Below are 25715 nucleotides of genomic sequence, written 5' to 3'. Positions count from 1 at the left end.
GCGGGCGACGGGGAGATGATCGTGCTAGCGTGCAGACTTACTAGTTCGTCTACCTGCGGCGGGCGAAAGACCAGGCGGAAACGGGAGAAGTACATGGCCGAGAGCGTCTACACCGGCATCGCGACCTCCACCGGCGACGGCAGGGCGGGAGGCCGTGCCGCGACCAGTGACGGCCTGCTCGACGTCTCGCTCGCGATCCCGAAGGAGATGGGCGGCCCCGGCGGGGCGACCAACCCGGAGCAGCTCTTCGCCGCCGGGTGGGCCGCGTGCTTCCACTCGGCCCTCAAGGCCGTCGCCGCGCAGCGCAAGACGACGATCACCGACTCGGCCGTGGTCGCCGAGGTGAGCGTGCACCCGAACGGACAGGGCGGGTTCTACCTGAGCGCCGAACTCCACGTCGAACTGTCCGGTCTCGACCAGGCCGCCGCCGACGAGCTCGTCGAGGCCGCGCACGGCGTGTGCCCCTACTCCAACGCCACGCGGGGGAACATCGACGTCACCGTCGACGCGACGGTTGCCTGAGAGGGGGGAGGCCGGGACGGTGGTGCCCCCGCCGTCCCGGCCCAAAACTTCCGGCGACTACAGAGTCCATAGTGGACCTCGCCTGGCTCGTCAGGCTTGTTCGATGCGCGTGTTCACCAGCCACTCGCCGGAGTCCTCGCGAGTCAGCTCCAGCGTCGCGGTGACCGGCGTCTCCGCGGGTAACGGTGGGTTCTCGGGCCGGTAGGCGCACTCGGTGACCGCGACGCCGCGCGCCCGCACCCAGGTGCTGGAGTCGTCGCCGGTCTCGCGGTCGGCGGGTTCGGTCCGCAGGTCCCGCAATGTGCGGTTGCATTGCTGGTCCTGGAAGTTCTCCCACGCCGCTCCGCCGTTGCCGTCCCGGAACTGGGACAGCGCGGACTGCATCGTCTGTGTGGACAGTCCCTCGATCCGGCTGAGCCACGAGTCGGGCCTGGTGTCGTCCGCGTAGAGGGACTGCTGTTCCTTCAGCCATTCCCCGGCCACGTCCTCGGGAGCCGAGTTGGCGGCCGGCTTGCCCTCGGGCTCGGTCGGGCCGCCGTTGGCGCGGCCCTGCACCGGTTCGCCTCCGGCGTTGGTCACCGTTGTGGCCCGTTCCTCGTCGCCGGCCTGCTTGTACCCTGCCCAGAATCCGGCGCCGAGCACTCCGGCCGCTGCCACCAGGGCGACGGTGATCAAGAGTCTGCGACGGTCGATAACGCCTCCCCGCATCGGGCGGCCGCCCTCCGGCTGGGCGGCCGCTTCGATGTCCGTTTCTATCAGTCGTACGCACATCGCGCGGGGTTGGACGCTGTGATCAGGAGTTTCGGTTCTCGGCGGCCGCCGCCCGGTCCTGTTCGAGTTCGTCGTGCTGCTTCTGGAACTTCCGCACGAAGATGGTGACGGCGAGGATGTTCTGCGTCTTGCCGTAGACGATCGCGGGCACGATGGCCAGCGGGTTGAAGTACGTCGCGGCGAGCGCCGGTGCGATCGCCGCGTTCTCGACCCCGACCTCGAAGCTGGACGCGATCCGCTGCTCGCGGGTGAAGCCGAGGTACTTCGGCACCACGTAGCCGAGCGTCAGCCCGGCGAGGCCCTGGATGACACACGCGACGAGTACGTACGGCAGCACGTTCAGATTGCCCAGGATCGTCTCGGCGCCCTTGGAGATCGTGCCCATGAGCACGCAGGCCAGCGACACCACGGCGAGTGGACCGAGCACCGGTTTGATCCTGAGGACGAAGCCGGGGAACAGTGCACCGAAGATGCTCGCGAGCACCACCGGCGCCAGCACGAACCCGGCGAGATCGAGGAACATGCCCATCGTGTCGACGCTGGCCGTGCCGCCGACGAAGAACCTGATCAGCAGCGGCTGCAGGAATGGAGCCACGAGCACGTTGATGGTGGTCGCCGACACCGACAGCGCGAGATCACCCTTGCTCAGCAGAGTGAGGCTGTTGGACGCCGCCCCGGGCGGCGACGTGCACAGCAGCATCATGCCGATGGCGAGACTGTTGGCGATGCCGGGTTCCAGGAACAGGTGGAACACCACGAACGAGACGCAGTACCCGGTCAGCGGCATGATGAGCCAGCGGATCAGCACGACGAGCGAGACCACGCGCGCGTCCTTGGCGACGGCCTTCCAGTCCGACGGTGCGATCTGCACGCCCATGACCACGAGCGTGATCATCAGGACCGTCGTGAAGTTGGTGCCGAAGAACGACGTGCCGATGCTCTGGTGGTAGGTGAAGCCGAAGGTCATGCCGAGCATGAGCAGCGTCGCCGAGCCGGTGGTGACGAACCGGCACACGCGCAGCCAGACCGGGTGGTCGGCGGGGAAGTCCTGCGTCAGCACGAAAGCCCGGTAGCCCAGGACGAGCCCGATGATCCACAGTGCCACGTTGAGCAGGAGCATCGTCGGGTGCTCCGTCAGCGGCATCCCGGTGAATCCGGACGTCGCCAGTGGAGCCAGCGCGCCGAGGATCAACGCGAGCTGTGAGCCGATCTTCAACGTCGTGCGAGTCGTCATGGCCGGCTGACCTTTCGGTGTGCGCGACGGTGCGCGGTGCGGTGAGGTCGCGGTTTTCGAATAGCGAAACATGCAACGAAATCCGAATATCATCATGCAGCTTGCTTCGCTGCTGTCAAGCCGCTCCCCGCCGGCGATTGCGGAAGCGCTGCTCGTCAACGGTGTGCTCGGTGGCGACGTTGACAGTGTCAGAGTCTCGTCCTACCGTGAGCGCAGTTGCGAACAGTATTCGATATGCGAAAACTTGGAGTGGCCTCATGGGGAACGGTCGGTTGCGGGTGGCGATCGTCGGCGGCGGCATCGGTGGACTGTCCGCGGCGAACGCACTGGTGCGGCGCGACGTCGAGGTCGCCGTGTACGAGCAGGCCGCCGAGCTGGGCGAGGTCGGCGCCGGCGTGCTGATCACCCCGAACAGCGTGCGGCAGCTGGTGCGGATGGGTCTCGGCGAGGCGGTGAACGAGCTCGGCGGCCGGGTCGGCGACGGGTCCCGCTACTGCCGGGCCGACGGCACGAAGGTCGGCGCGATCAGGACTGCCGACTCCGAGGGCGCGCACGGTGTCTACGGCATGCACCGAGCGGACCTGCTCGGAGCGCTCGCCGCCGCGCTGCCTGCCGGGATCGTCCACACCGGACACCGCTGCACCGGGTTCGACCAGGACGCGGGGTCCGCGCGGCTGATGTTCGCGAACGGCGCCTCCGCCGAGGCCGATGTCGTGATCGCCGCCGACGGCATCCACTCGGTGCTACAGCCCCACGTCGTCGAGCCGGCCTCGCCGGTCTACTCCGGACACGTCGCGTACCGCGGGCTCATCGACGCCACCGCTGTGCCCGGCTGGCCCCGGGGCGTCCATCTGGTCTGGATGGGGGAGCGCAAGCACTTCATGGTCTACCCGGTGCGCGGTGGCGACCTGCTCAACTACGTCGGCTTCCTGCCCAGCGACGAGGCCGCCGAGGAGACCTGGTCCGGCCAGGGCGACCCGGACGCGTTGCGGGCGGCGTTCGAGGGCTGGGATCCACTGATCGGCGAGCTGCTCGCGCGCGTGGAGCAGACCTACTGGTGGGGGCTGTTCGACCGCGAGCCGCTCGCGAGGTGGACCGACGGCAGGCTGACCCTGCTCGGCGACGCGGCGCACCCGATGCTGCCGCACCTCGGCCAGGGCGCCAACCAGTCCATCGAGGACGGCGTGGCGCTGGCCGTCCTGCTGGCCGGTCGAACCGCGGCCGAGGCGCCCGAGGCGTTGCGGGCCTACGAGCGGTTCCGTCGTCCCCGCACCGCGAAGGTGCAGGAGGGGGCCAGGGCGAACGGCCGCCGGTACGACTCACAGTACGAGGACCTTGGTCAGCGCGATGCCGAGATCTCCGCGTCGGGCGAGCTGCGGGCCTGGCTGTACGACCACGATGTCGAGCGCACCGCCGGTGAGTTCGCGCGCACTTGAACCACGAGCCGAGTTTTCGTATAACGAAACCGTGGCGAACGACAACGACAGCGACACGGCCGGCGGCAAGCGGCCACCCGAGGGCATGGCGGGCCTGGCCAAAGGGCTCGCGATCATCGAGGCCTTCACGGCCGAGCGCACGCAGCTCACGGTCACCGACGCGGCGCGCGCGACCGGCATCACCCCCGCCGCCGCCCGCCGGTGCCTGCTGACCCTGCGCGAACTCGGCTACCTGCAGCACGAAGGCGGGTACTTCCGTCCGACGCCGCGCATGATGCGGCTGGGCGCGGCCTACCTCGAGGCGGCCGGGCTGCCCGCGCTGGCACAGCCGTTCGTGCTGGCGGCGCGCGACGAGCTCGCCGAGTCGGTGTCGGTCGCGGTCTACGAGGCGGGCTCGGCGTTGATCGTGGCGAGGGCCGAGGTTCAGCGCATCGTCAACACGGGCGTGCGGATGGGGGCGCAGCTGCCCGCGTACGCCTCGGCGTCGGGCCGGGTGCTGCTCGCCGGGCTGGGCGAGGCGGAGCTGACGGCCTACCTCGACTCGTGCGAGCCCGTGCGCACCACGTCCAACACGCTGATGACCATCCCGGAGATCCGCAGCAGGGTCGAGCTGGCCAGGGCGGAGGGTGTGGCGTTCACGAACGAGGAGCTGGAGCTGGGCGTGCGGTCGATGGCCGTGCCGGTCGCCGACTCCGCGGGTCGCGTGCGGGCCGCCATGACGGCGAGCACGTTCACCGCCAGGGCCTCGATCGAGGAGATGCGCGTGAAGTTCCTGCCCGTACTGCGTGAGCAGGCCGCGGGCCTCGGCCGCATTCTCTGACCGGCACCTACGCTCCACCGCTCGCGTGCCGCGACGGATGCGTGTTACCGTTGGTAACTGTAAATCGTGGTAACAGGTATCCGTCGCAAGGGAGCGCCCCATGACCAGCGTCGACACCCACGACCAGGACGCGCAGCCCGGCCGCCAGGAGGTCGCGCGCAGGTTGCTGGACTCGTCGGAGACGTTGTCCTACGACCCCGTGACCGAGGTCGACTGGGAGACCCCGCTCGACCCGGCCTACCACGGTGCGAGCCCGGAGTGGAGCACGCTCTACGGCACGTCCTACTGGGACGAGCTGACGCCGGAGCAGCAGCGCGAGCTCACCCGCCACGAGGCGGCCTCGGTCGCGAGCACCGGGATCTGGTTCGAGATGATCCTGCAGCAGATGGTCCTGCGGGACTTCTACGCCAAGGACCCGACCGACCCCGCGTTCCAGTGGGCGCTCACCGAGATCGCCGACGAGTGCAGGCACTCCATCATGTTCGCCCGCGGCGCCGCGAAGCTGAACGCGCCCGCGTACCGGCCGAGGCGTCTCGCGGTGGAGCTGGGCCGGTTCTTCAAGACCACCGCCACGGGTGAGGCCGCCTACGCCGCGATCCTCGTGGCCGAGGAGGTCCTCGACGTCATGCAGCGCGACTGGATGCGCGACGAGCGCGTGGTGCCGTTCGTGCGCACCATCAACAACATCCACGTGGTCGAGGAGTCGCGGCACATGAAGTTCGCCCGCGAGGAGACGAAGGAGCGGCTCAAGGGCGCGGGCAGGCTGCGCAGGCAGTACAACGGTCTCGTCGTGGCCATCGCCTCGTACTTCATCGTCACGAGCATGGTGAACCGGGATGTCTACGCCAACGCCGGACTCGACTCGAAGCGTGCGCAGCGCGAGGCCAAGGCCAACCAGCACTACAAGTCGATGCTGCGCTCGAGCTGCTCGGGGCTGATGGAGTTCCTCGACTCCGCCGGTCTGCTCACCACGGCGTCGATGAAGGTCTACCAGCGCGCCAACCTGATCTGAGCCATGGCGTTCGCGATCACCCAGACCTGCTGCAACGACGCGTCGTGCGTGTCGGTGTGCCCGGTCAACTGCATCCACCCGACTCCGGACGAGCCGGACTTCGGGACCACCGAGATGCTCTACGTCGACCCGCGCACCTGCATCGACTGCGGCGCGTGCGCCGACGCGTGCCCCGTGGACGCGATCTTCCCGGTGGACGCGCTGAGCGGGCCGTTCGAGGTCTACGCCAAGGTCAACGCGGACTACTACGCGGGCTCCGAGGCCCCGGCCGCCGAGGTGGGGCCGAACTTCCACGCGTGGGGCCCGCCGGTGTTCACCCGCGACGTGCCCAGCGACCTCCCGCCGCTCGATGTCGCCGTGGTGGGCACCGGGCCTGCCGGCATGTACGCCGTCGAGGACCTGTTGCTGCACACCAACGCGCGCGTCACGCTGATCGACCGGCTCGACGTCGCGGGCGGGCTGATCCGCTACGGCGTGGCGCCCGACCATCCGTCGACGAAGCGGATCGGCGAGACGTTCGCGCGGTTCCACCACCACCCCCGGCTGCGCTTGAGCCTCGGCACCGAGGTGGGTGCCGACGTCACCGTCGGCGAACTGGCGCGGCGGCACGACGCGGTGATCTACGCGGTCGGCGCGTCGTCGGCTCGCAGCCTCGGTATCGCGGGAGAGGAGCTGCCCGGCAGCATCGCCGCGACCACACTCGTCGGCTGGTACAACGGCCATCCCGACGTGCCGCCGGAGGCGGTCGATCTCTCCGCCGAGCGCGTCGTGGTGGTCGGCAACGGCAACGTCGCGCTCGACGTGGCGCGCATCCTGACCGTCGACCCCGCCCGGCTCGAGGGCACCACGATCGCGCCGCACGCGCTGGCGCAGCTGCGGTCGAGCAAGGTGCGCGAGGTCGTGCTGCTGGGCCGTCGCGGCCCGGAGTCCGCCGCGTTCACCACGCCGGAACTGCTCGCGCTCACCGGGCAGGACGAGGTCGAGCTGGTCGTCGACACCGGTGATCCGCGCACCGCGAGCGCACTGGACGCCGCCGCGCCCGGCGAGAAGGCCGCGCTGTTGCGCGAGGTGGCCCGCGAGACCGTCGACTGGTCGGCGGCACCGGCGGATGGGCGGCGCCGGATCGTGTTCCGGTTCCACTCGGCGCCTGCCGCGATCGAGGGCGACGCGCACGTGCGGGCCCTGCGGGTCAGCGCGGCGGAGGGCGAGGAGCGCATCGACGCGGGCCAGGTCGTGCGCGCGGTCGGCTACCGGGGAACGCCACTGGCCGGCCTGCCGTTCGCCGAGGACACGGGCACCGTGCCGCATTCGGGCGGCCGGGTCGAGGGGATGTCCGGGACCTACGTGGTCGGCTGGATCAAGCGCGGACCCTCCGGCGGGATCGGGGCCAACCGGGCGTGTGCGGCCGAGACCGTGGGCACGCTGCTGGCCGACGTCGCGCAGGGCCGGCTCGTCCCGGCCCGCCGCCGCGCCTCGCGGCTGCTGCCGAGGCGGTGGCGGGCGGGCCGGTGACGATCCCGGGTGGATCCGTGCCGGACCGGCGAGCCGCCGGCACCGGCCCGGCACGGGCTTGGGGCGACGACTAGGAGGCGTAGGAGAGCAGGCTCTGTGAGACCTCGGGGTCGCGCAGCTTGAGCATGGTGCGCTTCTCGATCTGACGGGCGCGTTCGCGCGTGACCCCGCAGACGCGGCCCACCTCTTCGAACGTGCGCTCGCGGCCGCCGTCGAGGCCGAACCGCAGGCGGATCACCTGCTGCTCCCGCTCCGTGAGCATGGCGAGCACGGAGTCGATCTCCCCGCGCAGCGCCCTGCCGGCCGGGCTCTCGCCCTCCGAGCCATCAGGTGCGCGCAGCACCTCCCACAGTGGACGGTCGCCCTGGTCGCCGACCGTCTGATCGAGGCTGATCGGCTCGGTGTCATAGGACAGCAGCTCGATGACCTCGGTGACGGGCACGTCGAGCTCGTCGGCGAGCTCGGAGTGGTTCGGGTCGTAGCCGAGGTCGGCCGCGAGAGCCCTGCGGGCGCGGCTGACGCGCTGGACCCGGTCGACGACCCGCGCCGGGATGCGGATGGTGCGGCTCTGCTCGCCGAGCGCGCGGCTGACGGCCTGCCGGATCCACCACGTGGCATAGGTGGAGAACTTGAACCCGGGCGTGTGGTCGAACTTCTCGACCGCGCGGATCAGCCCGATGTTGCCCTCCTGGATCAGGTCGAGCAGCGCCAGGCCCCTGCCGGTGTAGCGCTTGGCGATGCTGACCACCAGGCGCAGGTTGGCCTCGAGCAGTTCCTTCTTCGCCGCTCTGCCGAGCTCGGCGAGCTCGTGCAGCTCGCCGTGGTCGTAGGAGTCGGTTCCCTCGGCGAGCAGGTGCTCGGCGAACAGGCCTGCCTCGATCCGCTTGGCCAGCTCGGCCTCCTGCTCACGGCTGAGCAGCTGTGTGCGCTTGAGGCCGTTGAGATAGGTCCCGACCAGGTCGGAGTTCGGACCCTGGCTCGTCGGCGGGGTCCTGTCGATCTGAGGTGCGGACACCAGCGGTTCCCTTCAAGTGCCCAGTTATTTCCGGTGGTACCCAGATTCGCCGACCCCGCTGACGTCACTCCGGGCGTCGCGCGACCCGTAGCGGCTCGCGCAGCCGCAGGTCAGCGCGGTGCGTCCGCACGCGCGGACAGCAGGTGCGGATCGACTACGGGGGAGCCTGGCGTCGTGTGGCTATCGTCGGATGAGTGGTGAGAAGCACGCGGACAGCACCGGTGCCGCCCGGATCGTGGTTCCGCTCGCGCAGGCGTCCCGGCCGCGTGGGCGCGGTCGGCGTGGGCAGACTGCTGGTGTTCGAGGCCGTCCAGGTGACGATTTTCGTCGTGGTCGTCCAGGAGCTGTGGGCGCTGATCACCGGTGCGGTCGTCGGGGTGCTCGCCGTCGTCCTGACGTTCGGGCGCTCGCATGGCCGCTGGTGGAGCGAGCACCTGCTGTTGTGGCTGCGCTACCGCGGCAGGCTGGGCGCGGCGGGTGACGGGGACGGCGATGTGCGGCTGAGCGCCGTGCGCGAGCTGGTGCCGGATCTGGTGGTGGAGAACATCGACGGCCCCGGCGGAGCTCCGCTCGGTATGGGCAGCGACGGCGCGGGCTGGTTCACCGCGCTCGAGGTCGTACCAGCGCCGGAGGACCGGACGAGACCGCCCCTGCCGCTCGCGGCGCTGGCGCGGCTGGTCCGCGAGGCCGAGCAGTCGGGCGCCGTGCTGCAGGTGGTGACGCACACCGTGCCCGGCGCCGGTCCGCCCGACGGCGCGATCTGGGTGGCGGTGCGCCTCGACTCCGGCGCCGTGGCGGAGTCCATGGTGGACGACGCCGACGTCCGCGTGGACGTGCCCGCGGTGCTGGCTGAGCTGACCAGGCGAGCCGGGCGCGTCCTGCGCAGGCGCGGGCTCGGCACGCGGCTACTGAGCAGCGACGAGCTGCTCGACGCGCTCACCCGCTCCTGTGGGCTCGGCTCCACGGCCGCCCGGGTCGGTGAGCGGTGGGATTCGTGGCAGGCGGGGGACGTGCGGCACGGGTGCTTCTGGCTCGAGTCCTGGCCCGACGCCGAGCGGGGTACCGCGCTGCTGGCGGCGCTGCGGGAACTGCCCGCGCGGCAGACCAGTCTGACGCTGCTGCTGGAACCGGTCGGTGACGGCATGGCACTGCGGTGTCTGGTGCGGGTGGCCGCGGTGGCGGCCGACTACGAGCGTGCGTGCGCGAGCGCGCGGCAGCTCGCCGAACGACTCGGAGGGCGATTGTTCCGCCTCGACGGTGAGCACGCTCCCGCCGTCTACGCCACCGCGCCGAGCGGGGGTGGGGCCCGGTGACCGCACCCCGTTTCAGCCCTCGGCAACACCCCGAGGGCGGGCACCTCGCCGCCCCGGCTCCGTCCGCGCCCGTGCCTGCGGAGAACGCTGACGCGGCGCAGGCGAGCGCGTCAGCGCGGGCACCCGCCGCGCCACCGGCAGCCGCCCGGCCGCAGTCGGCGCCCTCGGCGCCACCAGGACCACCCCCTGCCGAGGAGGTCGTCCGTCGTGACCCGGCCGCACAGGCGCACTGGCGGACCCGCAGGCATCGCGGCCTCAGCAGGCTGCGCGTCGGCTGGCACACGGCACCGGACGCCGAGCTCGACCGCGTGCAGCTCACTGGCTGGTCGGTCGGCCTGTCGCTGGGCAGGGACCAGGCGGGCGGCCCCGTGCCGCTGACGCTGTTCGGTCCGCGTCCGGCGCGCGTGGTGCTGCTCGGCGGGCTCTGGTGCGCGCAGCTCGTGGTGTTCCGCTCGCTCGGGTTCGGCGCGAGGGCGGTGGTCTTCACCGGCCGGTTCGGGGCCTGGCGCCATCTCGGCCAGTGGGCGACGGGACGCACCGACCGGGTCGCCGTGCTGCCTCCCGGTTCCCCTCTCGGCACCGGTGCGTCCGCGGATGTCCCGTTGCTGCGGGTGGACGATCTCGGTGAGGGCGAGGGCGCCGACGGGACCGAGCCCGTGGACGTGCCCTGGGAGACGCGCCTGGTCGTGCGCAGGCGGCTCACTCCGGGCGGGGTGGGCGAGCTCCAGGCGGCCGACGTGGTGCTGACGCAACGGCTGACGGCCGACGAGGCGAGTGCCTTCGCTTCGGCTCGCGGGCTCTCGGCAAGGGATGTGCATGCCCTGCAGCTCCTCCAGGACGACATGCTCGCGCTGCAGACCGGCGCGGGGATCCGCTACGTGTGGACGAACCCGAGCGGGGCCGAGCACACAGCACTCGGCCGCCCCGGTCTGCGCTGAGCAACGGTGAAGGGAACGGGAGGATCCCCCACGCCGGGGGGAGGGCGTGGGGGATCCTCGATCCGGCCGCGTGAGCCGGAGAACCGGGAGCACGCCCCGGTTCGGCGCACGCCGCGGACTGGACCGGTACACAGTGGACCGCCGCGTGCCCGTGCTCGCCGCACGGCCGAGCAGGCCCGGGTGTGCTCGCATCCCCGGGCCTCCTTGTCCGTGCGCGACAACGACAAGCTACGGGTGCGTGGTCCGGCCACGCAGCTTTCTTGAGCAATACTTGAGCATCCCGGCGAGTATCGACCGGCTACCGGTGCCGCAGGCTGTGTTCGGCGGCGGGGAACACGAGCCGCACGGTGAGCCCGCCGTCGCTGCCCGATGCCAGGTCGACGCGCCCGCCGTGCGTGCGCAGCAGCTCCCTGGCGATGCTGAGTCCGAGCCCCGTTCCCGCGACGTTCTGGTGCCGCGGGCTGCGCCAGAACCGGTCGGTGACGCGGCCGAGTTCGTCGCGCTCGAGTCCGGGTCCCGTGTCGCTCACGGAGAGCGCGAGCTCGGCGCCCTCGCGCTGGAGCAGGATGGTGACGGTCCCGCCGCGGGGCGTGAACTTGAGCGCGTTGTCCAGCACTACGTCCAGCGAGGTGCTCAGCGCGGTTGGCTCCAGCCACGCGTGTGCGGTCGCGTGTGGACCACCGACGACCGTGATGCGCCTGTTCCTCGCCAACGGCGCCCACGCGAACAGCCGTTCGTCGACGATGCCACTGACCTCGACGAGCGCGGGCTCGCCCACTCCGGCATCGGCGCGCGCGAGCCGCAGCAGGTCGTCGAGTATCCGCCCGAGCCGTTCCGCCTCCCTCCGCACGTGATCGTGTTCCTCCTCGTGGCCGGGTCGCAACGCGAACTCCAGCTGGTCGATGCGGAGCCGTAGCGCGCCCAGCGGGTTGCGCAGCTGGTGGGAGGCGTCGGCGACGAACCGGCGTTCCCGGTCGATCGCCGCCTCCACGCGGGCGGCCATGACGTTGAAGGTGCCGGCGAGCCTGCGCAGCTCGCGAGGACCGCCCGCGGCGGCGACCCTCGTGGCGAGCCTGCCGGAGCCGAACTCGTGCGCGGCGTGGTCGAGCTGCTCGATGGGCCGCAGCACCCAGGACGCGATGCGCGAGGCCACCGCGACGCAGCCCGCGAGCGTCAGCATCGCGACCACCGCGATGAGTCCCAGCACGACGGCGCCCGAGCGGCGAAGTTCGTCGCTGGGGGAGAGGGTCACCAGCGCGCCGAGGACGGCTCCGTCCCGGGTCACCGGTTCGGCGACCACGAGATCGCGGTCGTGCCACGGCAGGACGAGCGGGCCCGCGATGTCACGGCGACCGTCCAGTGCCCGTGTCACGCGTGCGCGCACGTCGGCGTCCGCCCAGCGGGACGTGTCACTGGAGGCGAGCCGTACGCCCGCGGCCGGGTCGAACAGTGCCACCCGCACGTCGTGCACCCGCTCGTAGCGCCGGAACTCGGCGAGCAACGAGCCGCGGCCGCCGCCGGTGCTGCCGGCCTCGGCCATCGACACCAGGCCCCGGAGTTCATCGCGCCGGTGGGTGAGCAGTTCCTGCTGGCCGACGTCGATCCGGCTGATGGCGAGCGGCACGGACAGTGCGGTGACGACCCCGGCCATGAGCAGCGCGATGACGGCGCGCAACCTGGCTCGCACCGCGTCAGCCGTCCCGGAGCCGGTACCCGATGCCCCGCACCGTCTCGATGCTGTCGGCGGGCGAGAGCTTGCAACGCAGGGACGCGATGTGCACCTGCAGGGTGCGCTGCACGCCGCGCCACGACGTCTCCCAGAGTTCGCTGATGATCTGCTCGTAGCGCACGACGACGCCGGGGCTGCGGGCGAGCAGTTCGAGAATGTCGAACTCCAGCCGGGTCAGTCGCACCGGGAATCCGTCCACCGTCACCTCGCGGCCGCCGACGTCGACCCGCACCCTGCCGGAGTACGGCACGCGGGGCGGCGGCGGTGCCGCGCGTGCCACCGCGCGTCTGCGGACCACGGCGTTGAGCCGGGCGAGCAGCTCGCGCGAGTCGTAGGGCTTGACGAGGTAGTCGTCGGCGCCGAGGTCGAGCCCGTGGACCGGGGACCGCACGTCGTCGCGCGCGGAGACGATGAGCAGCGCCGCGTCGGTGCTCGCCCGGATCCGGCGGCAGATGAGTGTGCCGTCCCGGTCGGGCAGCCCGAGGTCGAGCAGTACCACGTCGAGATGGCCGACGACGGGGTCGACGGGGTCGACGGCGACGAGCGCCTCGGCGGCGGTCCTGGCGACCCGGATGTCGTGGCCGTGGTGGAGCAGCACGGCCGACAGCGCCCCGACGACCGCGTCGTCGTCCTCCACGATCAGAACGCGCACAGTCGCTGCCGTCGCCCGCTATCTGCCGAGAACGGGCGCGGTGTCGGGGCGAGCGGGTGCGGCGGAGTCCGATCCGGACACCACGGGACCTCCAGGCGTCGAAACCTCCCACGCGTTCTCGTCGGTGACCGCGGCGGGCTTCCGGGCGGGCTCGGCGGAGACGCGGCGATCCGAGCGATCGGCCCGAACCGCTGGGGCAAGGGGTACCTCGGGGACCGCGGTGCTCGGGCGCAGCGCCGCGGGCACCTCCGCCTCGAGCCGAGGCTGTTCCGTGCGGGCGGGTTCGGTGCGCCCCGCCAGCACGGCCGGTGCGTCGTCGGGAAGTCCCCTGACGAACTCCGAGGCCGGGGTGGCTCCGCGACGCCGGTCGAGCTCACGTTGCCGCTGGGCGGCCCTGCGTTCGGCGCGCTGTTCGGTGTAGGTGCGGCGCGGCGGCCCGAGGCGCTGGTTGACCAGCACCGGCGGGGCGGCGTCGGTGCCGGGTGCGCTCGCGGCGGCCGTGGGCGCCTCGGCGAACCCGCCGGGGCGGGTCTGCTTGCGGTCCCTCGCGCCGAGCACCGGCGGTGGTGCGCCCGGTGGGGCCAGGAACGCCTCCTGCTGCCGGTGTGCCGGAGCCGATCCGTCCGGGGCGGACTTGTCCTGAGTGGACTGACGTGTTCCGTTCGGAGGCAGGCCGGGAGCGCCGGGCGGCAACGCCGGCGCGCCGGGGGCGCCGCGTCCGTCTCCCGGTCGCTGTGCCGCGTTGCGGTTCGGCTGCTGTCCGGGCGGCATGCCGGACCCCGGGGGCATTCCGGTGCCCGGGTTCAGACCGGATCCCGGGGGCGTACCGAGAGTGCTGCCAGGCGCCCCGCCGGTCAGCGACGTCGGCGAACTCGGTGCCGTCATCCCCGGCGAGCGCAGCACCCCGAGGTTCTGCGCGCCTCCACCGGCCCGGAAACCGGGCGGCGTGCTCGCCCCGGTGAGCGTCCCGGGCGGTCGCGGCGACCCGCCGGGCCGGGGCATTCCGGTGAGCGAGTTCGGTGTCAGAGCGGTCATGCCCGGTGGGGGAGCGGGCATCGCCGACGGCCCTGGTGGGGCGAGCGCGCCTGGCGGAGGTGCGGTGTCGCCGGTGAAGCCGGGTGGCGCCACGCCCGTGGGAGCCGCCGATCCGGCGAACGCGGGCGGTGGCGGTGGTGCGGAGAACGCGGAGGCCGCGGCGGGAGGAGGCGCGGCCATCGTCGTGGCGCCGCCGCCGAACGCCGGCGGCGGGGCGCCACCGAAACCGGGCGGTGCTCCGGGTGCACCGCCCGGCGGGCCGCCCGGCAGGTTCGGCAGCCCGAACGCACCCGGGTGGAACACGCCGTCGAGCGGCGTCATCTTGGGTCCCCGCGCCCCGGCGATGCGTTGCGTGTAGGGCAGGTAGTCCGCCGCGGCACCCTTGGCCAAGGTGATGGCGAGCTGGTTGTACTTCTCCTTGGTCTCGGACTCGGTCGGCTTGCCCACATTCTCGTTGACCTCGGCGTTGCCTCCGTCTTTGGCGGGCAGGTAGGCGCCGCTGGACCCATCAGGCCGGGAGTCTGCCAACTCCGTTTCGTACCTCGTCCAGAGGTCGGCCATCTCCTCCTGCGTCTCGCGCATGACACCGGCGAGTCCGCGCAGCGCGCTGGCGCTGTCGCTGGCCGACTCCTGCCAGTCGTCGAGGTACATCAGCGTGGTCCCGACCCTGAGCAGGAACGCGGCCTTCGCCGACGGCGACTCCCAGTTGGCGTCCAGTCCCTCGACCTGGGCTCGCAGGTCACTGCTCACTGTCGAGAGCTGGTTCGCGAGCTTGTCGAACTGACCCGCGCGATCGTCGACGTTGCCCGGCTGCTCGCCCGTGATCTCGAGGTTGATGGCCTCGATCGTGGTGCCGCTGGCCCCCTCGGCGACCCCGTACTCGAGCTTCTGCGCGCTGGTGGGCGGCGGACCGCCCATGACCGACGGATGCCAGTTGTCGGCGACACTGCTGTCGTCCTCGCCGGGAATGTAGTGCCCGGGCCCGTTCGGCCCGTGATGCTGGTTCGCGCCGTAGTAGTCGTCGCCGGACATGCGTCCTCCCCCTGTCTGGTGGTCGGACGGATCAGAGTCCGGGGGCCTGTTGCTCGATCTCGGCCTGTTGCTGTTCGGCCAGTTCGGTCCAGTCGTCGGTGGTCACCGGGTCGCCCTGGGGCGTGATGGTGCGGTGGCCCGAGGTTTCGGCGCTGCCGTCGGGATCCTGCTTCTCGGTGTGCATCTCGACCGTGCCGTCGCTGTGGTGGAACTCGTGGTTGATGGTGCGCCGCACCAGATCGCCGTTCTCGTCGCGGACCTCGGTGACATGCTGGGTGTGCGTGAGTCCGGCGTGCGGGTGGGTCTGGTGCGTCGTGTACTGCTCCGGCTCGGGAGCGGAACCGGAGTCCGAACCCGGGGCGGAGCTCGGTGCGGCGCCGCCGCCGGACGCGGGCTGGTCGTAGAGGTCCTCCACCGTGGTGCCGTCGACGTGCGGTGACAGCCCGGCAGGCCTGCTGGCGCCGGGCGAGTCGAAGGCGAACTGGATGGTGTTGAGGTTCACCGCGCCCATGTCGTCGCCGCTGCCGTAGAGGTCGGCGATGATGTGCGCCGCCGACGACAGCACCGTGAGATTCTGCATCGCGTCGGCCAGGAACAGCTGCGCTTCCTCCGCGCTCCACTGGGCGACGCTCTCGGCTTCCCGTCCCGGCGGGAAGAAGCCGGTGCTGAACTGGTTGTTCTGTGCCCCGCCCTGCAACAGCGCGCCCTCGGCGCTGAGGTGGTCCTGGAGGCCCTCGCGCAGGCTCGCGACGTTCTCCCCGAACGTGCGGAAGGAACCGAGGTCGGCGTCGAGATTGCTCATGGGGCCTCCGGGTGCCGCCGTGTACGTGGGACGAGAGCTGTCACTGTCAAGTCAAGCCTCACGCGGCAACCCCTGGCGACAGGTGCGCCAGCTGCACCAGTTGCGCACCACCGCGCCGGGTGATCAGCCTGCCCCGGCCCGCTGGCAACGGCTCGGCCTTGAGGTTGCCGAGCAGCGGGCCCTCCTCCTTGCTGCCCGACATGAGGATGCCAGGGGAGGCCAGGTCGCGGATGCGCGCGATGACGGGGTCGAACAGCGCCCTCGACGCGCCGCCGGAGCGCCGCGTGACCACCAGGTGGAGACCGATGTCGCGGCCCTGCGTCATGAACTCCAGCAGTGGGGTGAGCGGGTTGTCGTGCGACTGCGGCACCACGAGGTCGTAGTCGTCCACGAGCACGAACAGCTCGGGCCCGCTCCACCAGTTGCGCTCGCGCAGCTGTTCGGGCGTGATGTCGCTGCCGGGCAGCCGTTTGGTCATCGCGTTCACGGTCAGTCCCACCATCTGCTCGACGGTGGAACGGGTGGTGGCGTAGCCGACACGGTAGTCCTCGGGAACGAGGCCGAGCATGCTGCGCCGGTAGTCGATGAGCGCGATCTGGGCCTGTTCGGGCCCGTACCGGGACATGATGCCGGTGGCCAGCGCGCGCAGGAACGTGCTCTTGCCGCATTCGACGTCGCCGAGCAGCAGCAGGTGCGGTTCGGTCTCGAAGTCGAGGTGCACCGGGCGCAGGTCGCGCTCGGCGATCCCGATCGGGATGCCGCGCTCGTCGGGAGCGGGCAGCGTCGAGTACGGCAGCGTGGCGGGCAGCAGCCGTACCCGAGGCGCCGCCCGCACGGAGGAGGCCTCGTTGACGGCGCCGACGAGGTGGCCGACTCCCTCGGTGAGCTCGGCGTCGGTCGAGCGTCCGTCCACCCGGGGTACCGCGGCGAGGAAGTGCATGCCGTCCGGCGTGAGGCCCCGGCCGGGAGCCTGCTCGGGCACGGTGGCGGCCTTGCGGCGGTTCACCGAGGAGTCGGCGGGATCGCCGAGCCGCAGTTCGAGTGTGGTGCCGAACATGTCCTTGGTGTTCATCCGCAGATCCATCCAGCGGTTGCACGTCGCCACCACGTGCACACCGAAGCCGAGGCCCCGGTTCACCAGCTCGGCGACGACCGGCTCGAGGTCCTCGAACTCCGTGCGCAGGGTCGTCCAGCCGTCCACGACGAGGAACAGGTCACCGAAGTTGTCCTCCGCGAACTTGCCCGACCGCAGCAGCCTGCGATAAGTGGCCATGCCGTCGATGGCGTGCTCGGCGAAGCGCTGCTCCCGCTCCAGCAGCAGATTGTGCGCCTCGGCGACGCTGCGCCGCACCTGGTCCACCTCGCGGCGGGTGGCGGTGCCGCCGACGTGGGCGAGCTCGCGCATCGCGGTGAGCCCGCCGCCGCCGAAGTCGAGGCAGAAGAACTGGACCTCGGCGGGGGTGTGGGTGAGCGCGAGACTGCTGACGATGGTGCGCACGACCGTGGTCTTGCCGCTGCGCGGTCCGCCGACCACGACCACGTTGCCGCCCGCTCCCTGAAGGTCCAGCCGGTAGGTCTCGCGCTTCTGCTCGAACGGCATGTCGATGATCCCGGCGACCGCCCGCAGCGCACCGTGCTCGCCGGTGGCCTCGGTGGTGAGCCCGCGCTCCGGGTGATGCACGAGCGGCACCAGCAGCTGGTCGAGTGTCGGCGGTTCGGCCAGCGGCGGCAGCCACACCTGGTGGGCCGCTTTGCCCTGGCCGCGCATGCGATCCACCAGCACGTCGAGCAGCGTCTCCGCGCCGGCGGTGTCCTCGGGGTCGTCGGTGTCCTGAGGCTGTTTGGTCTGCCCGGTCTGCTCGGCGGGGTCGTCGGTCACGGGCACGGCGTAGCGGGTGGAGAAGTCCCGCACCGGGTCGGCCCTGGTGCCGCCCGCGTCGGCGGTGCGTTCCGCGCCGTCGCGCCGGTGCGTGCCGGAGACGTAGGCCGCACGGAAGCGGGTTAGCTCGTCAGTGCCCGTCTTGAGGTAGCCGTTGCCGGGCGAGCGCGGCAGCTGGTAGGCGTCAGGCAGGCCGAGCACGGCACGGCTCTCCATCGCGGAGAAGGTGCGCAGGCCGATGCGGTAGGACAGGTGCGAGTCGAGTCCGCGCAGTTTGCCCTCCTCGAGCCGCTGGGAGGCGAGCAGCAGGTGCACGCCGAGGGATCGGCCGACGCGTCCGATCTGGACGAACATGTCGATGAAGTCGGGCCGGGCGGTGAGCAGTTCGGAGAACTCGTCCACGATCACCAGCAGCGCGGGCAAGGGCTCCAGCGGCGCTCCCGCGGCGCGGGCCTTCTCGTAGTCGCGCTGGGAGCCGTAGTTGCCCGCCTTGCGCAGGAGTTCCTGGCGGCGCAGGAGTTCGCCCTGGATGGCGTCGAGCATGCGGTCGACGAGGTGGAGTTCGTCGGCGAGGTTGGTGATCACCGCGCTGGTGTGGGGAAGCCGGTCGAGTTTGGTGAAGGTGGCGCCGCCCTTGAAGTCCACGAGCACCAGGTTGAGGATCTCGGGATCATGGGTGACGGCCAGCCCGAGCACCAGCGTCCGCAGCAGCTCCGACTTGCCGGAGCCGGTGGCGCCGACCAGGAGGCCGTGCGGTCCCATCCCGTCCTGAGCCGATTCCTTGAGGTCCAGTTCCATCGGCCTGCCGTCGGCCTGCACGCCGATCGCCACCCGCAGCCGGTCGCGGTTCGCCCGCGACGCCCACGCCCGCGACAACGCGAACTCGTACGGGTCGCCCAGGCCGAGCAGCGAGGTCAGCTCGAGCGTTCCGGCGAGCGGCTGTTCCCCGCTGACGGCCAGCGCCGACAGCCGTAGCGGCGCGAGTGCCCTGGTGAGCGCGTGCGCGTCGGGCTCGGCGAGTGCGTCGGCGCGCCCGACGCTGCCGGAGCCGTCCATCGTGCGGCTGGTGAGCGAGCCGTCGTCGGCGATCTCCAGCACGAGCGTGGTGGCGTCGAGGATCCGCGGTGGGGCGTCGGTGAGGTTGAGCAGCGTGACGCCCTCGGTGCCGCCCTCCACCATGAGGTGCTCGGAGCCGTCCTTCGCGCCGCCGTCCAGCACGACGACCAGGTGCGCGGCGCCGTCGACGGGAGCCGCTCGCGCGTCGAAGCGCGGCCGGCTGGCGAGTACGTCGTCGAGCATGGCCTCCAGCGCGATGACCGTGGAGGCCACCAGCCGCAGCTGACCCACGGCGTCCAGTTTCGTCGGATGCTGGGCGTGCGGCAGCCACTTGGCCCATTCCCAGCGCTCGCGCTGTTCGGGGTGCACGCAGAAGGCCAGCAGCACGTCGCCGGGAGCGTGGAATCCGCCGAGCTGCGCGACGAGCGCTCTGGCGAAGCCGCGGGTGCGCGCCCGCTCGCCGGTGACGTAGATCTGCGAGAACCCGCGCAGAGCCACCGCGATCGGAAGGTCCGCCACGGTGGAGTAGGTGGTGACGAACTTGCGCAATGCCATCGCGCACAGCGGCTCCAGCTCGTCGATCGGCTTGGTCTCCGGCGGCACGAGCGGCGTCGCCAGCTCCTGCTGGCCGAGCCCGATGCGGACCACGGTGAAGTCCCAGTCGCCCGGCCGTCGCTCCCACAGGCGGGCGCTGCGCACCGTCGACCAGAGCCGGTCGGGGTCGGGATGCCGGTAGAGCATGGCCTCGCGCTGGCGGGTGATCGTCTCGCGCACCTGCGCGCGCAGCTGGCTGAGCCTGCGCATGTAGCGGCGGCGGCTCACGACCATGTCCTGTTTGCTGGCGCCCTGGCCGGCCTGGTTGAGCACCTGGAACGCGACCATGCCGAGCAGGCCGATGCCGATGAGCCCGCCCGCGACGAACATGATCGGGCCGAAGCCCCTGCTGGCTCCCATCATCACGGCCATGCCGCCCGCCATGCCCAGCATCGGCAGGATCATGAGCATCCTGGTCCAGCTCTTGCCCGATGGCGAGGGGTTCTCCGGGGGCGGCTCCAGCACCACGTCGCCGGACGGCAGCTCGGGCGCCGGACGGCGCAGCGGCCGCTTGACGATCACGGTCCCCAAGATCGACTCCTCGTGCGTCTGGTGTGGACGGACCGGGCGCAGCGCGCGGGCGCGCTTGCCTCTCGTCCCTACCATTCAAGCAACGCCATGCTGCACACGAACGGACCTTCGATGACAGTTGCTTCCGGCACGGCGCTCGCGCGCGTGACCATCGCGACGCCGGAGCGCTCGATCGACGTCGCCCTGCCCGAGGACGTCGCGGTCGCCGACCTGCTGCCCTACATCCTGCGGCACGCCGGAGCGGACGCCCCCGACGCGGGCGAGCGGCACGGCGGCTGGGTGCTGCGCAGGCCCGACGGCACACGGGTGGACTCGCGCCGGACGCTGGGCGCTCAGGAGGTCCGCGATGGCGAGGTCATGCACCTGGTGCCGGGCCACGCCGAGTGGCCGGAGCCGGAGTACGACGACGTCGTCGAGACCATCGCGAGTGGCGCCCGCCGCCACGGGCGCAGCTGGGGCGGCGACGCGACCCGGCGGTGCACGCTCGCCGTGTGCGCCGTGGTGCTGGCCGTCGGCACGGCGTTCCTGCTCGTGTTCGAACCACCCTGGCTGCTGCCGGGACTGGCTTTGCTGGGCGTCGCACTCGTGCTGACCGCGGCGGGCGCGGCCGTCGCTCGCGCGATCCCCGACGCGGGCGCGGGTGCCGTGCTCGCGGGATCCGGGCTGCTCTACGCGCTGGCAGGCGGCTGGGTGGTCACGGGTCCCGCGCACGCGACGCCGGCGGAGTTCGGGTCGCCGCAGTTGCTGCTGGCGGCCGTCACCGTCGTGGTGTTCGGCGTGGTGGGCTACCTCGGCGTCTCGGCGATGGCGAGGGTGTTCGCCGCGGCCGTCACCGCGGGGCTGCTGGGGGTGCTCGGCGCGCTGCTGGCCGGTCCGCTCGGCGCTGACGGCTCCGCCGCCGTGGTGCTGACCGTGGGAATCGGGCTGCTGCCGGCGTTTCCGATGCTCGCCATCCGGCTCGGCAGGTTGCCGATGCCCGCACTGCCGCAGAGCTCGGCCGACCTGCTCGCCGACGAGCCGGTGCCGCCCTCGACCGGGGTGTTCGCCGCCGCGGTGCGCACGGACGAGATGTTGTCCGGCCTGCTCGCCGGCCTCGCCGTCGCCGGTGTGCTCAGCTGTGTCGTGCTCGCGCTGTCGCCGGGCACGACGAGCCTGATCCTGCTCGGTGCGGTCGCGGTGGCGTTGCTGCTGCGCGCACGGTTGTTCGCCGTGGGACGTCAGCGGGTGCCCTTGCTCGTCGCGGGCTCCGTGTCGGCCGCGCTGGTGCTGGCGAGCTTCGTCGGCATGGCCCAGACCAACACCGCCCGCCTGCTGCTGCTCGTGGCGCTGGTGGCGATCGTCGGGCTCGTCGCGTTCGCGGGGCTGACCTACAGCCGCCGCAACCCCTCGCCCTACCTCGGCCGGATCGCGGACGTGCTCGACGTGGTGGCGATCCTGGCGCTGGTGCCGCTGACCTGTTTGCTCACCGGCCTGTTCACCTACGTGCAGGGGCTCATGGCGGGGATCGGCTGACATGCCGTCCAGGCGGGACCAACTGCATTCGTACCAGTTCATGGTGCAGCGCGTCGTCTCCTCGATCATGGTGCGGGAGACCGACCCCGAGCAGGCGCCGCTGCGCCGGGGCGTCGGCGCGGTTTTCGCGGGCGTGATGATCTCCGTGCTCGTGGCCGCGGGCTTCGGCGTGGTCGGCGCTCTCACCGGCGTCGGCGGCGACGGCTGGCGCGAGGACGGCTCGGTCATCATCGAGCGCGAGACCGGAACGCGCTACGTCTACGTCGACGGCGCGCTGCGCCCGGTGCTCAACTACGCCTCGGCCCGGCTGCTGGGCGGCCAGGGAGCGGAGCCGCAGCGCGTCGCGGGCAGCAGTCTCGCCGGAGTCCCGAGGGCGCCGACCGTCGGCATCCCGGGCGCACCCGACTCGCTCCCACCGGGCGACCGGGTGGCGGGCACGCCCTGGACGCTGTGCAGTGTGCCGGTGCGGGACGCCTCGGGCGCTCCGGCCACGACCACGGCCCTGCGCATCGGCGAGTCGGCTCCCGAAGGGGCGCCGCTGGGCGAGCGGGCAGCGCTGGTGCGGGACTCCGACGACGGAACCCCGCACCTGGTCTGGCACAACCAGCGCTACCGGATCGTGGGCGAGCGGCCGGAGGACGTCGTGCGGTCGCTGTACGGCGCGGGGCGGCCCGTGATCGAGGTCGGTGGTGCCTGGCTCAACGGCCTGCCATCCGGGCAGGACATCGGCCCGATCGCCGTGGAAGGAAGGGGTTCCCCGTCGCAGGCCGCGAGCGACCTCACCGTCGGCGACCTCGTGTACCACCCGGTGGGCGAGGGACGGCAGCACTATCTCGTGCTGAGCGACGGCATCGCCGCGCTCACCGAGCTCCAGACCCGCATCGTGCTCGGGCAGTACGCGGTGGAACCACGCGAAGTCCCCACCGCTGTGGCGAACTCCCTGCCCTCGAGTGACGTGCTCGCCCCGGCCACGGGCGAGCAGGCGCCACCCGCCACACCGCCGGAGCTCGTGGGAGTGCCCTCGGACGGGACGACTCCGTTGTGCGCCGAGACCACCGACGCGCGCGCCGCACCCCGCGTGACGATCCCCCGCGACGCCGCCGGGCTGACGGAGGGCATCCCGACCACGGTGGAGTCCGGCGCGGGCACCAAGCTTGCCGACCTTGTGCTGGTGCCGCCGGGTGGAGCGGCCCTGGTGCGGGCGCTGCCGTCCGACCGTGCCGAGACGGGTGCGATCAATCTCGTGACCGACGTGGGCATTCGCTACCCGGTGCCCTCGGAGGACGTGCTGGCCGCGCTGGGTTATGACCCGGCCTCACTGGTGGATCTGCCCGCGGCGCTGGTGCAGCGCATCCCCGAAGGGCCGACACTGTCGCCCGAGGCGGCGTTGCGGCCTGCGATGCCAGCCCAACCGTAGTTCACCCGTACCTCGTTCCCGTAGTCGCGCGACCTGCGTTTTCCGTGGCGGACCGGAGGGATTCGCGTGTCGGCGGGTTGTCAGCGGCGGCGCGCAAGCTTGGCGTGGACAGTCAGGACGACTTTTGGGGTGACCCGCGTTGACTCTCAACTTGACCGATGCGCAGGTTCTCGCGCTGGAGAACCACATCGACGACACGAACTCACGGATCCAGGGAATCATGAACGGGGTCCAGAGCCAGGTGGCCGCGGTGTCCGCGGGCTGGAAGGGCAACAGCTACAACGCCTTCTCCGCCCAGCAGGCCGCCGCCCAGGAGACCGCCACGTATCTGCGCGCCGTCCTGCAGCAGCTCAGGGAAGGCGTCACGCAGACCCGGCAGGAGGTCACCCGTGGCGACGACGACGGTGCCGCGGCGGCCCGCAGCATCAACTTCGACGGCGGTGGCGGCATGAACTTCTCGCGGCTCTGAATCATCAGCGACGGCAAAGGAACGTATTCGATGGCAGAACAGATCAGGTACGAGTTCGGCAGCATCGACGAGACGGGTGCGATGCTCATGCAGGCCGCGGCGCAGTGCAAGGCCGCGGTGGCCGAGCTGGGGACCAAGATGAAGAACACCTGCGGTGAGGACTGGCAGGGTGGGGCATCGGAGATGTACGCGACGGCGCAGACGCAGTGCAACACCAAGCTCGACGAGTTCGCCGACAAGGAACGCCAGAGCGGCTGTGTGACGCAGCAGGCCGGGGCGGACATGCTGGGCATCGACAACCGGTGCGCGGGCCTGTTCGGCTGAGCGGCCCCGGTCGCGAGCTCGGCCCTTGCCCTGCGAGGTACCGCTTCAGGGCAAGGGCCGGTAGCTCACTTGCCGCGGTCGCCGAACAGGCCGCCGAGCGGCGCGGCCTGCGGGTCGCTCGCCGGAGTGGGCTCCAGCGCTCGTCCGCTGCGCCAGCGGCGACGTCGCCCTCGGGGACCGAGCACCACCACGGCGGCGAGCAGTACCGCGAGTGCGATCCCGGCCGCGGCGAGTCCGAACGCCAGCGCCGAGCTGCGCTCGGTGTCCTGCTGCCTGGCGATCTCCTGGGCGGTCACGGCCTCGGTCGTCATGGGTGGCACCGCTTCGGGAACCCCCGCGGCGGTCCCCGCGAGCACGGCCTGGTGCGGGTTGACGATGCCGTGCCCGAAGGCTGCGCTACCGGTGCCCTCTCCCGCCGGGGTGGCCGTGGCCAGCAGCCGGTTCGTGATGTCCTGAGCGGACAGATCCGACCGGTACGACCGGACGAGCGCGGCGGAACCGGCGACGTAGGCGGCGGCGTAGGCGGTGCCCGCGGCCGTGCCGAGTCCACCGCCGGGATACGGAGCGACCACGTCGTCACCGGGGGCGACCAGGTCGACCTCGCCGGGCCGGGAGAATCCCGCGAGCTCGGTGGTGCGCGTGATCGCGCCGACGCCGAGCACCCCGGGGTGGCCCGCGGGGTAGGGGACCGTCGCTGGCGGATCGTTCTGGCTCGCGTCACCGACGGCCGCCACGACCACCGCGTCCGCGGCGATCGCGCGATCGACGGACGCGCGCAGTCTGGCACTGTCGTGATAGGACACCGTGGTCACGGCGATCACCGACGCCTGCTGGCTCACGGCCCAGTCGACGGCGTCGGCGATCCGATCGGGCGCGACCGCGCCGGTGGGTTGCGCGCCGGAAGGGTAGGCGTCGCCGACGACCTTGGCGGACAGGATCCGCGCGTCCGGCGCGACTCCGCGAAAACCGGTGCCCGCCAGCTCGGCGCCCGCGACGATGCCGGCCGCGCCGGTTCCGGTGCCGAGGCAGTCGGCCCTGCCGCTTCGCTGTGTGGACGAGTCGGCGGGAGCGAGGTCGACGCTGCCGGTGACCGTGCCCGCCAGGAAGGGCGAGTCGCCCACCCCAGTGGAGATCACGGCCACGCGCTGGCCCGCGCCCGTGCCCGCCTGCCAGGCGAGGTCCGGCGCGAGCAGGTCCTGCGCCCACGGAACCTGCGCGATCTGCCCGCCCTCGGGCAGGCACTGCTGTGCGAGCGCGGGTGCGGGAACGGCCGCCACCGCCGTGAGGGCGAGGGCAGCGCAGGACAGGGCTTGCGCACGGCGTGTTACGTACACAAGAGAACGGTAGCCACGCGAGGCAACCGGGGGAGGAGTCGTCATGGAGGAGATGCCGAGCAGATCCACGATGGAAGGCATCATGGCCGAGCTGCGTAAAGCGATGGCGTCCATTCCGGACACCCAGCAGCGGCTGATGGAGCTGTCCGGAACGGCGTGGTCGGCGGACCGCACGGTGAAGGTGGTCGTGGGGCCGAGGGGGCAGCTGGTGGACCTCGAGATCGACCCGCGGGTGTTCCGCAGACCGGACGCGTACGCCCTGCGCTCGGCCATCCTCACCGCCGCCTCGCAGGCGGTGAGCCAGGTCGTCGAGAAGTCGCAAGAGCTGATGTACGACCAGCTTCCGCCCGAGGTCGCCGAACTGAGGGAACGGTTCCAGCCGGGCAGGCCGGATCCGGTCCACCAGGCGTTCCGCAGTGACGCCGACATCGTCGCCGAACGGAAGGTCGATCGTGAGTAGCTACATCAGCATCAACACCAGTCCCAACGAGATCCGGTCGGCGGGCGGGCAACTCGTCGACCTCGGCGGCGAGTTCCGGGATTCCGGCGACTGGGCCGAGATCGCCGCACTGGAGGTGTTCGGCGACGACAAGTTCGGCGACACGATGCGGTCGAACTATCCGTCGACCTTTCCCGTCTTCGAGAACAAGAAGGAGCTCGGCGGTTCCCTGGTGGAGATCGGCCAGAACTGCCAGACCGCCATGGACCTCTACGAGGGACAGGAGAACACCAACACCGAGAACGTCGACGCCGTCGACCACGGCACTCTCTGAGCG

Annotated in this window: 22 protein-coding genes; 13 read left to right on the top strand and 9 right to left on the bottom strand. The window is 71.7% G+C overall.

The genetic code is table 11. The features are described 5' to 3' along the window. Positions 1 to 93: 93 nt before the first annotated feature. Complete coding sequence (locus tag JHE00_RS04025; protein ID WP_200314831.1) at positions 94 to 522, top strand: organic hydroperoxide resistance protein; 429 nt, start codon at positions 94 to 96, stop codon at positions 520 to 522. A gap of 90 nt (positions 523 to 612) precedes the next feature. Here the strand turns inward: JHE00_RS04025 and JHE00_RS04020 are convergent, their stop codons facing one another. After that, on the bottom strand, positions 613 to 1179 hold the full coding sequence (locus tag JHE00_RS04020) for a hypothetical protein (RefSeq protein ID WP_200314829.1): 567 nt from the start codon (positions 1177 to 1179) through the stop codon (positions 613 to 615). A gap of 136 nt (positions 1180 to 1315) precedes the next feature. Then, entirely contained in the window at positions 1316 to 2527 is a 1212-nt protein-coding gene (locus JHE00_RS04015) for a bile acid:sodium symporter family protein (protein ID WP_200314827.1), read from the bottom strand. Positions 2528 to 2784: 257 nt separating this feature from the next. On the opposite strand from JHE00_RS04015, the gene JHE00_RS04010 reads away from it, so the two are divergent. The 4 genes from JHE00_RS04010 (at position 2785) to JHE00_RS03995 (ending at position 7307) form a co-directional block, all read left to right on the top strand. Beyond that, positions 2785 to 3963 (top strand): FAD-dependent monooxygenase, encoded by a 1179-nt coding sequence (locus JHE00_RS04010; protein WP_230422790.1) that lies wholly within the window; start codon positions 2785 to 2787, stop codon positions 3961 to 3963. 31 nt (positions 3964 to 3994) lie between these two features. Further along, on the top strand, positions 3995 to 4783 hold the full coding sequence (locus JHE00_RS04005; RefSeq protein WP_307831807.1) for an IclR family transcriptional regulator domain-containing protein: 789 nt from the start codon (positions 3995 to 3997) through the stop codon (positions 4781 to 4783). Between the two features lie 100 nt (positions 4784 to 4883). Then, the gene (locus JHE00_RS04000; RefSeq protein WP_200314823.1) at positions 4884 to 5795 is read left to right on the top strand and encodes an AurF N-oxygenase family protein; all 912 of its coding nucleotides are present in this window, start codon (positions 4884 to 4886) and stop codon (positions 5793 to 5795) included. A 3-nt stretch (positions 5796 to 5798) separates the two neighbouring features. Continuing rightward, positions 5799 to 7307 (top strand): FAD-dependent oxidoreductase, encoded by a 1509-nt coding sequence (locus JHE00_RS03995; protein ID WP_200314821.1) that lies wholly within the window; start codon positions 5799 to 5801, stop codon positions 7305 to 7307. A 70-nt stretch (positions 7308 to 7377) separates the two neighbouring features. Here JHE00_RS03995 and JHE00_RS03990 read toward each other — a convergent pair whose 3' ends face one another. Further along, positions 7378 to 8322: a sigma-70 family RNA polymerase sigma factor gene (locus JHE00_RS03990; RefSeq protein ID WP_307831806.1), complete on the bottom strand. Its 945-nt coding sequence runs from the start codon at positions 8320 to 8322 to the stop codon at positions 7378 to 7380. Positions 8323 to 8516: 194 nt separating this feature from the next. On the opposite strand from JHE00_RS03990, the gene JHE00_RS03985 reads away from it, so the two are divergent. Beyond that, complete coding sequence (locus tag JHE00_RS03985; protein WP_200314819.1) at positions 8517 to 9635, top strand: type VII secretion protein EccE; 1119 nt, start codon at positions 8517 to 8519, stop codon at positions 9633 to 9635. After that, entirely contained in the window at positions 9632 to 10573 is a 942-nt protein-coding gene (locus JHE00_RS03980) for a hypothetical protein (protein WP_200314817.1), read from the top strand. Before JHE00_RS03985 ends, JHE00_RS03980 begins: the two co-directional genes overlap by 4 nt. A gap of 298 nt (positions 10574 to 10871) precedes the next feature. Here JHE00_RS03980 and JHE00_RS35765 read toward each other — a convergent pair whose 3' ends face one another. From JHE00_RS35765 to eccCa, 5 genes are read right to left on the bottom strand one after another with little or no spacing between them, the layout of a single operon-like run. Then, complete coding sequence (locus JHE00_RS35765; RefSeq protein ID WP_200314815.1) at positions 10872 to 12260, bottom strand: sensor histidine kinase; 1389 nt, start codon at positions 12258 to 12260, stop codon at positions 10872 to 10874. A gap of 4 nt (positions 12261 to 12264) precedes the next feature. Beyond that, positions 12265 to 12954 (bottom strand): response regulator transcription factor, encoded by a 690-nt coding sequence (locus JHE00_RS03970; RefSeq protein ID WP_200314813.1) that lies wholly within the window; start codon positions 12952 to 12954, stop codon positions 12265 to 12267. An 18-nt stretch (positions 12955 to 12972) separates the two neighbouring features. Continuing rightward, positions 12973 to 15021 (bottom strand): WXG100 family type VII secretion target, encoded by a 2049-nt coding sequence (locus tag JHE00_RS03965; RefSeq protein ID WP_200314811.1) that lies wholly within the window; start codon positions 15019 to 15021, stop codon positions 12973 to 12975. A gap of 31 nt (positions 15022 to 15052) precedes the next feature. Further along, entirely contained in the window at positions 15053 to 15823 is a 771-nt protein-coding gene (locus tag JHE00_RS03960) for a hypothetical protein (RefSeq protein WP_200314809.1), read from the bottom strand. A 58-nt stretch (positions 15824 to 15881) separates the two neighbouring features. Continuing rightward, positions 15882 to 19958: a type VII secretion protein EccCa gene (eccCa, locus tag JHE00_RS03955; protein WP_307831805.1), complete on the bottom strand. Its 4077-nt coding sequence runs from the start codon at positions 19956 to 19958 to the stop codon at positions 15882 to 15884. Between the two features lie 36 nt (positions 19959 to 19994). Between eccCa and eccD the strand changes: the two genes are divergently transcribed. The 4 genes from eccD to JHE00_RS03935 all read left to right on the top strand — a co-directional run bounded on the left by eccD (position 19995) and on the right by JHE00_RS03935 (position 23605). After that, complete coding sequence (eccD, locus tag JHE00_RS03950) at positions 19995 to 21395, top strand: type VII secretion integral membrane protein EccD (RefSeq protein WP_200314807.1); 1401 nt, start codon at positions 19995 to 19997, stop codon at positions 21393 to 21395. Position 21396: 1 nt separating this feature from the next. After that, positions 21397 to 22812, top strand: a complete 1416-nt coding sequence (gene eccB, locus JHE00_RS03945; RefSeq protein ID WP_200314805.1) for a type VII secretion protein EccB — start codon at positions 21397 to 21399, stop codon at positions 22810 to 22812. A 151-nt stretch (positions 22813 to 22963) separates the two neighbouring features. Next, the gene (locus tag JHE00_RS03940; protein WP_200314803.1) at positions 22964 to 23281 is read left to right on the top strand and encodes a WXG100 family type VII secretion target; all 318 of its coding nucleotides are present in this window, start codon (positions 22964 to 22966) and stop codon (positions 23279 to 23281) included. A 30-nt stretch (positions 23282 to 23311) separates the two neighbouring features. Then, positions 23312 to 23605: a hypothetical protein gene (locus tag JHE00_RS03935; protein WP_200314801.1), complete on the top strand. Its 294-nt coding sequence runs from the start codon at positions 23312 to 23314 to the stop codon at positions 23603 to 23605. Positions 23606 to 23670: 65 nt separating this feature from the next. On the opposite strand, the gene JHE00_RS03930 is transcribed toward JHE00_RS03935, so the two are convergent. Beyond that, entirely contained in the window at positions 23671 to 24939 is a 1269-nt protein-coding gene (locus JHE00_RS03930; protein ID WP_200314799.1) for a S8 family serine peptidase, read from the bottom strand. 43 nt (positions 24940 to 24982) lie between these two features. Here JHE00_RS03930 and JHE00_RS03925 point away from each other — a divergent pair, with 43 nt between their 5' ends. Together JHE00_RS03925 and JHE00_RS03920 are read left to right on the top strand one after the other, a co-directional pair. Continuing rightward, the gene (locus JHE00_RS03925) at positions 24983 to 25399 is read left to right on the top strand and encodes a YbaB/EbfC family nucleoid-associated protein (RefSeq protein ID WP_200314797.1); all 417 of its coding nucleotides are present in this window, start codon (positions 24983 to 24985) and stop codon (positions 25397 to 25399) included. Beyond that, positions 25392 to 25712, top strand: coding sequence for a hypothetical protein (locus JHE00_RS03920; RefSeq protein WP_200314795.1), 321 nt, complete (start codon positions 25392 to 25394; stop codon positions 25710 to 25712). The genes JHE00_RS03925 and JHE00_RS03920 overlap by 8 nt, the downstream gene beginning before the upstream one ends. The last annotated feature ends 3 nt before the right edge of the window (positions 25713 to 25715 follow it).

The sequence above is a fragment of the Prauserella cavernicola genome (assembly GCF_016595675.1).
Lineage (GTDB): Bacteria > Actinomycetota > Actinomycetes > Mycobacteriales > Pseudonocardiaceae > Prauserella_A > Prauserella_A cavernicola.
The sequence above is the reverse complement of the archived record's forward strand: the minus strand, read 5'-3'. Positions and strand labels throughout refer to the sequence as shown.

Bases quoted from the DNA above. Each gene is read 5' to 3' on its own strand.
- JHE00_RS04000 (WP_200314823.1), top strand. From the start codon at position 4,884: ATGACCAGCGTCGACACCCACGACCAGGACGCGCAGCCCGGCCGCCAG.
- JHE00_RS03965 (WP_200314811.1), bottom strand. From the start codon at position 15,021: ATGTCCGGCGACGACTACTACGGCGCGAACCAGCATCACGGGCCGAAC.
- JHE00_RS03935 (WP_200314801.1), top strand. From the start codon at position 23,312: ATGGCAGAACAGATCAGGTACGAGTTCGGCAGCATCGACGAGACGGGT.
- eccD (WP_200314807.1), top strand. From the start codon at position 19,995: ATGACAGTTGCTTCCGGCACGGCGCTCGCGCGCGTGACCATCGCGACG.
- JHE00_RS03925 (WP_200314797.1), top strand. From the start codon at position 24,983: ATGGAGGAGATGCCGAGCAGATCCACGATGGAAGGCATCATGGCCGAG.
- JHE00_RS04010 (WP_230422790.1), top strand. From the start codon at position 2,785: ATGGGGAACGGTCGGTTGCGGGTGGCGATCGTCGGCGGCGGCATCGGT.
- eccCa (WP_307831805.1), bottom strand. From the start codon at position 19,958: ATGGTAGGGACGAGAGGCAAGCGCGCCCGCGCGCTGCGCCCGGTCCGT.
- JHE00_RS04015 (WP_200314827.1), bottom strand. From the start codon at position 2,527: ATGACGACTCGCACGACGTTGAAGATCGGCTCACAGCTCGCGTTGATC.
- JHE00_RS03960 (WP_200314809.1), bottom strand. From the start codon at position 15,823: ATGAGCAATCTCGACGCCGACCTCGGTTCCTTCCGCACGTTCGGGGAG.
- JHE00_RS03995 (WP_200314821.1), top strand. From the start codon at position 5,799: ATGGCGTTCGCGATCACCCAGACCTGCTGCAACGACGCGTCGTGCGTG.
- eccB (WP_200314805.1), top strand. From the start codon at position 21,397: ATGCCGTCCAGGCGGGACCAACTGCATTCGTACCAGTTCATGGTGCAG.
- JHE00_RS04025 (WP_200314831.1), top strand. From the start codon at position 94: ATGGCCGAGAGCGTCTACACCGGCATCGCGACCTCCACCGGCGACGGC.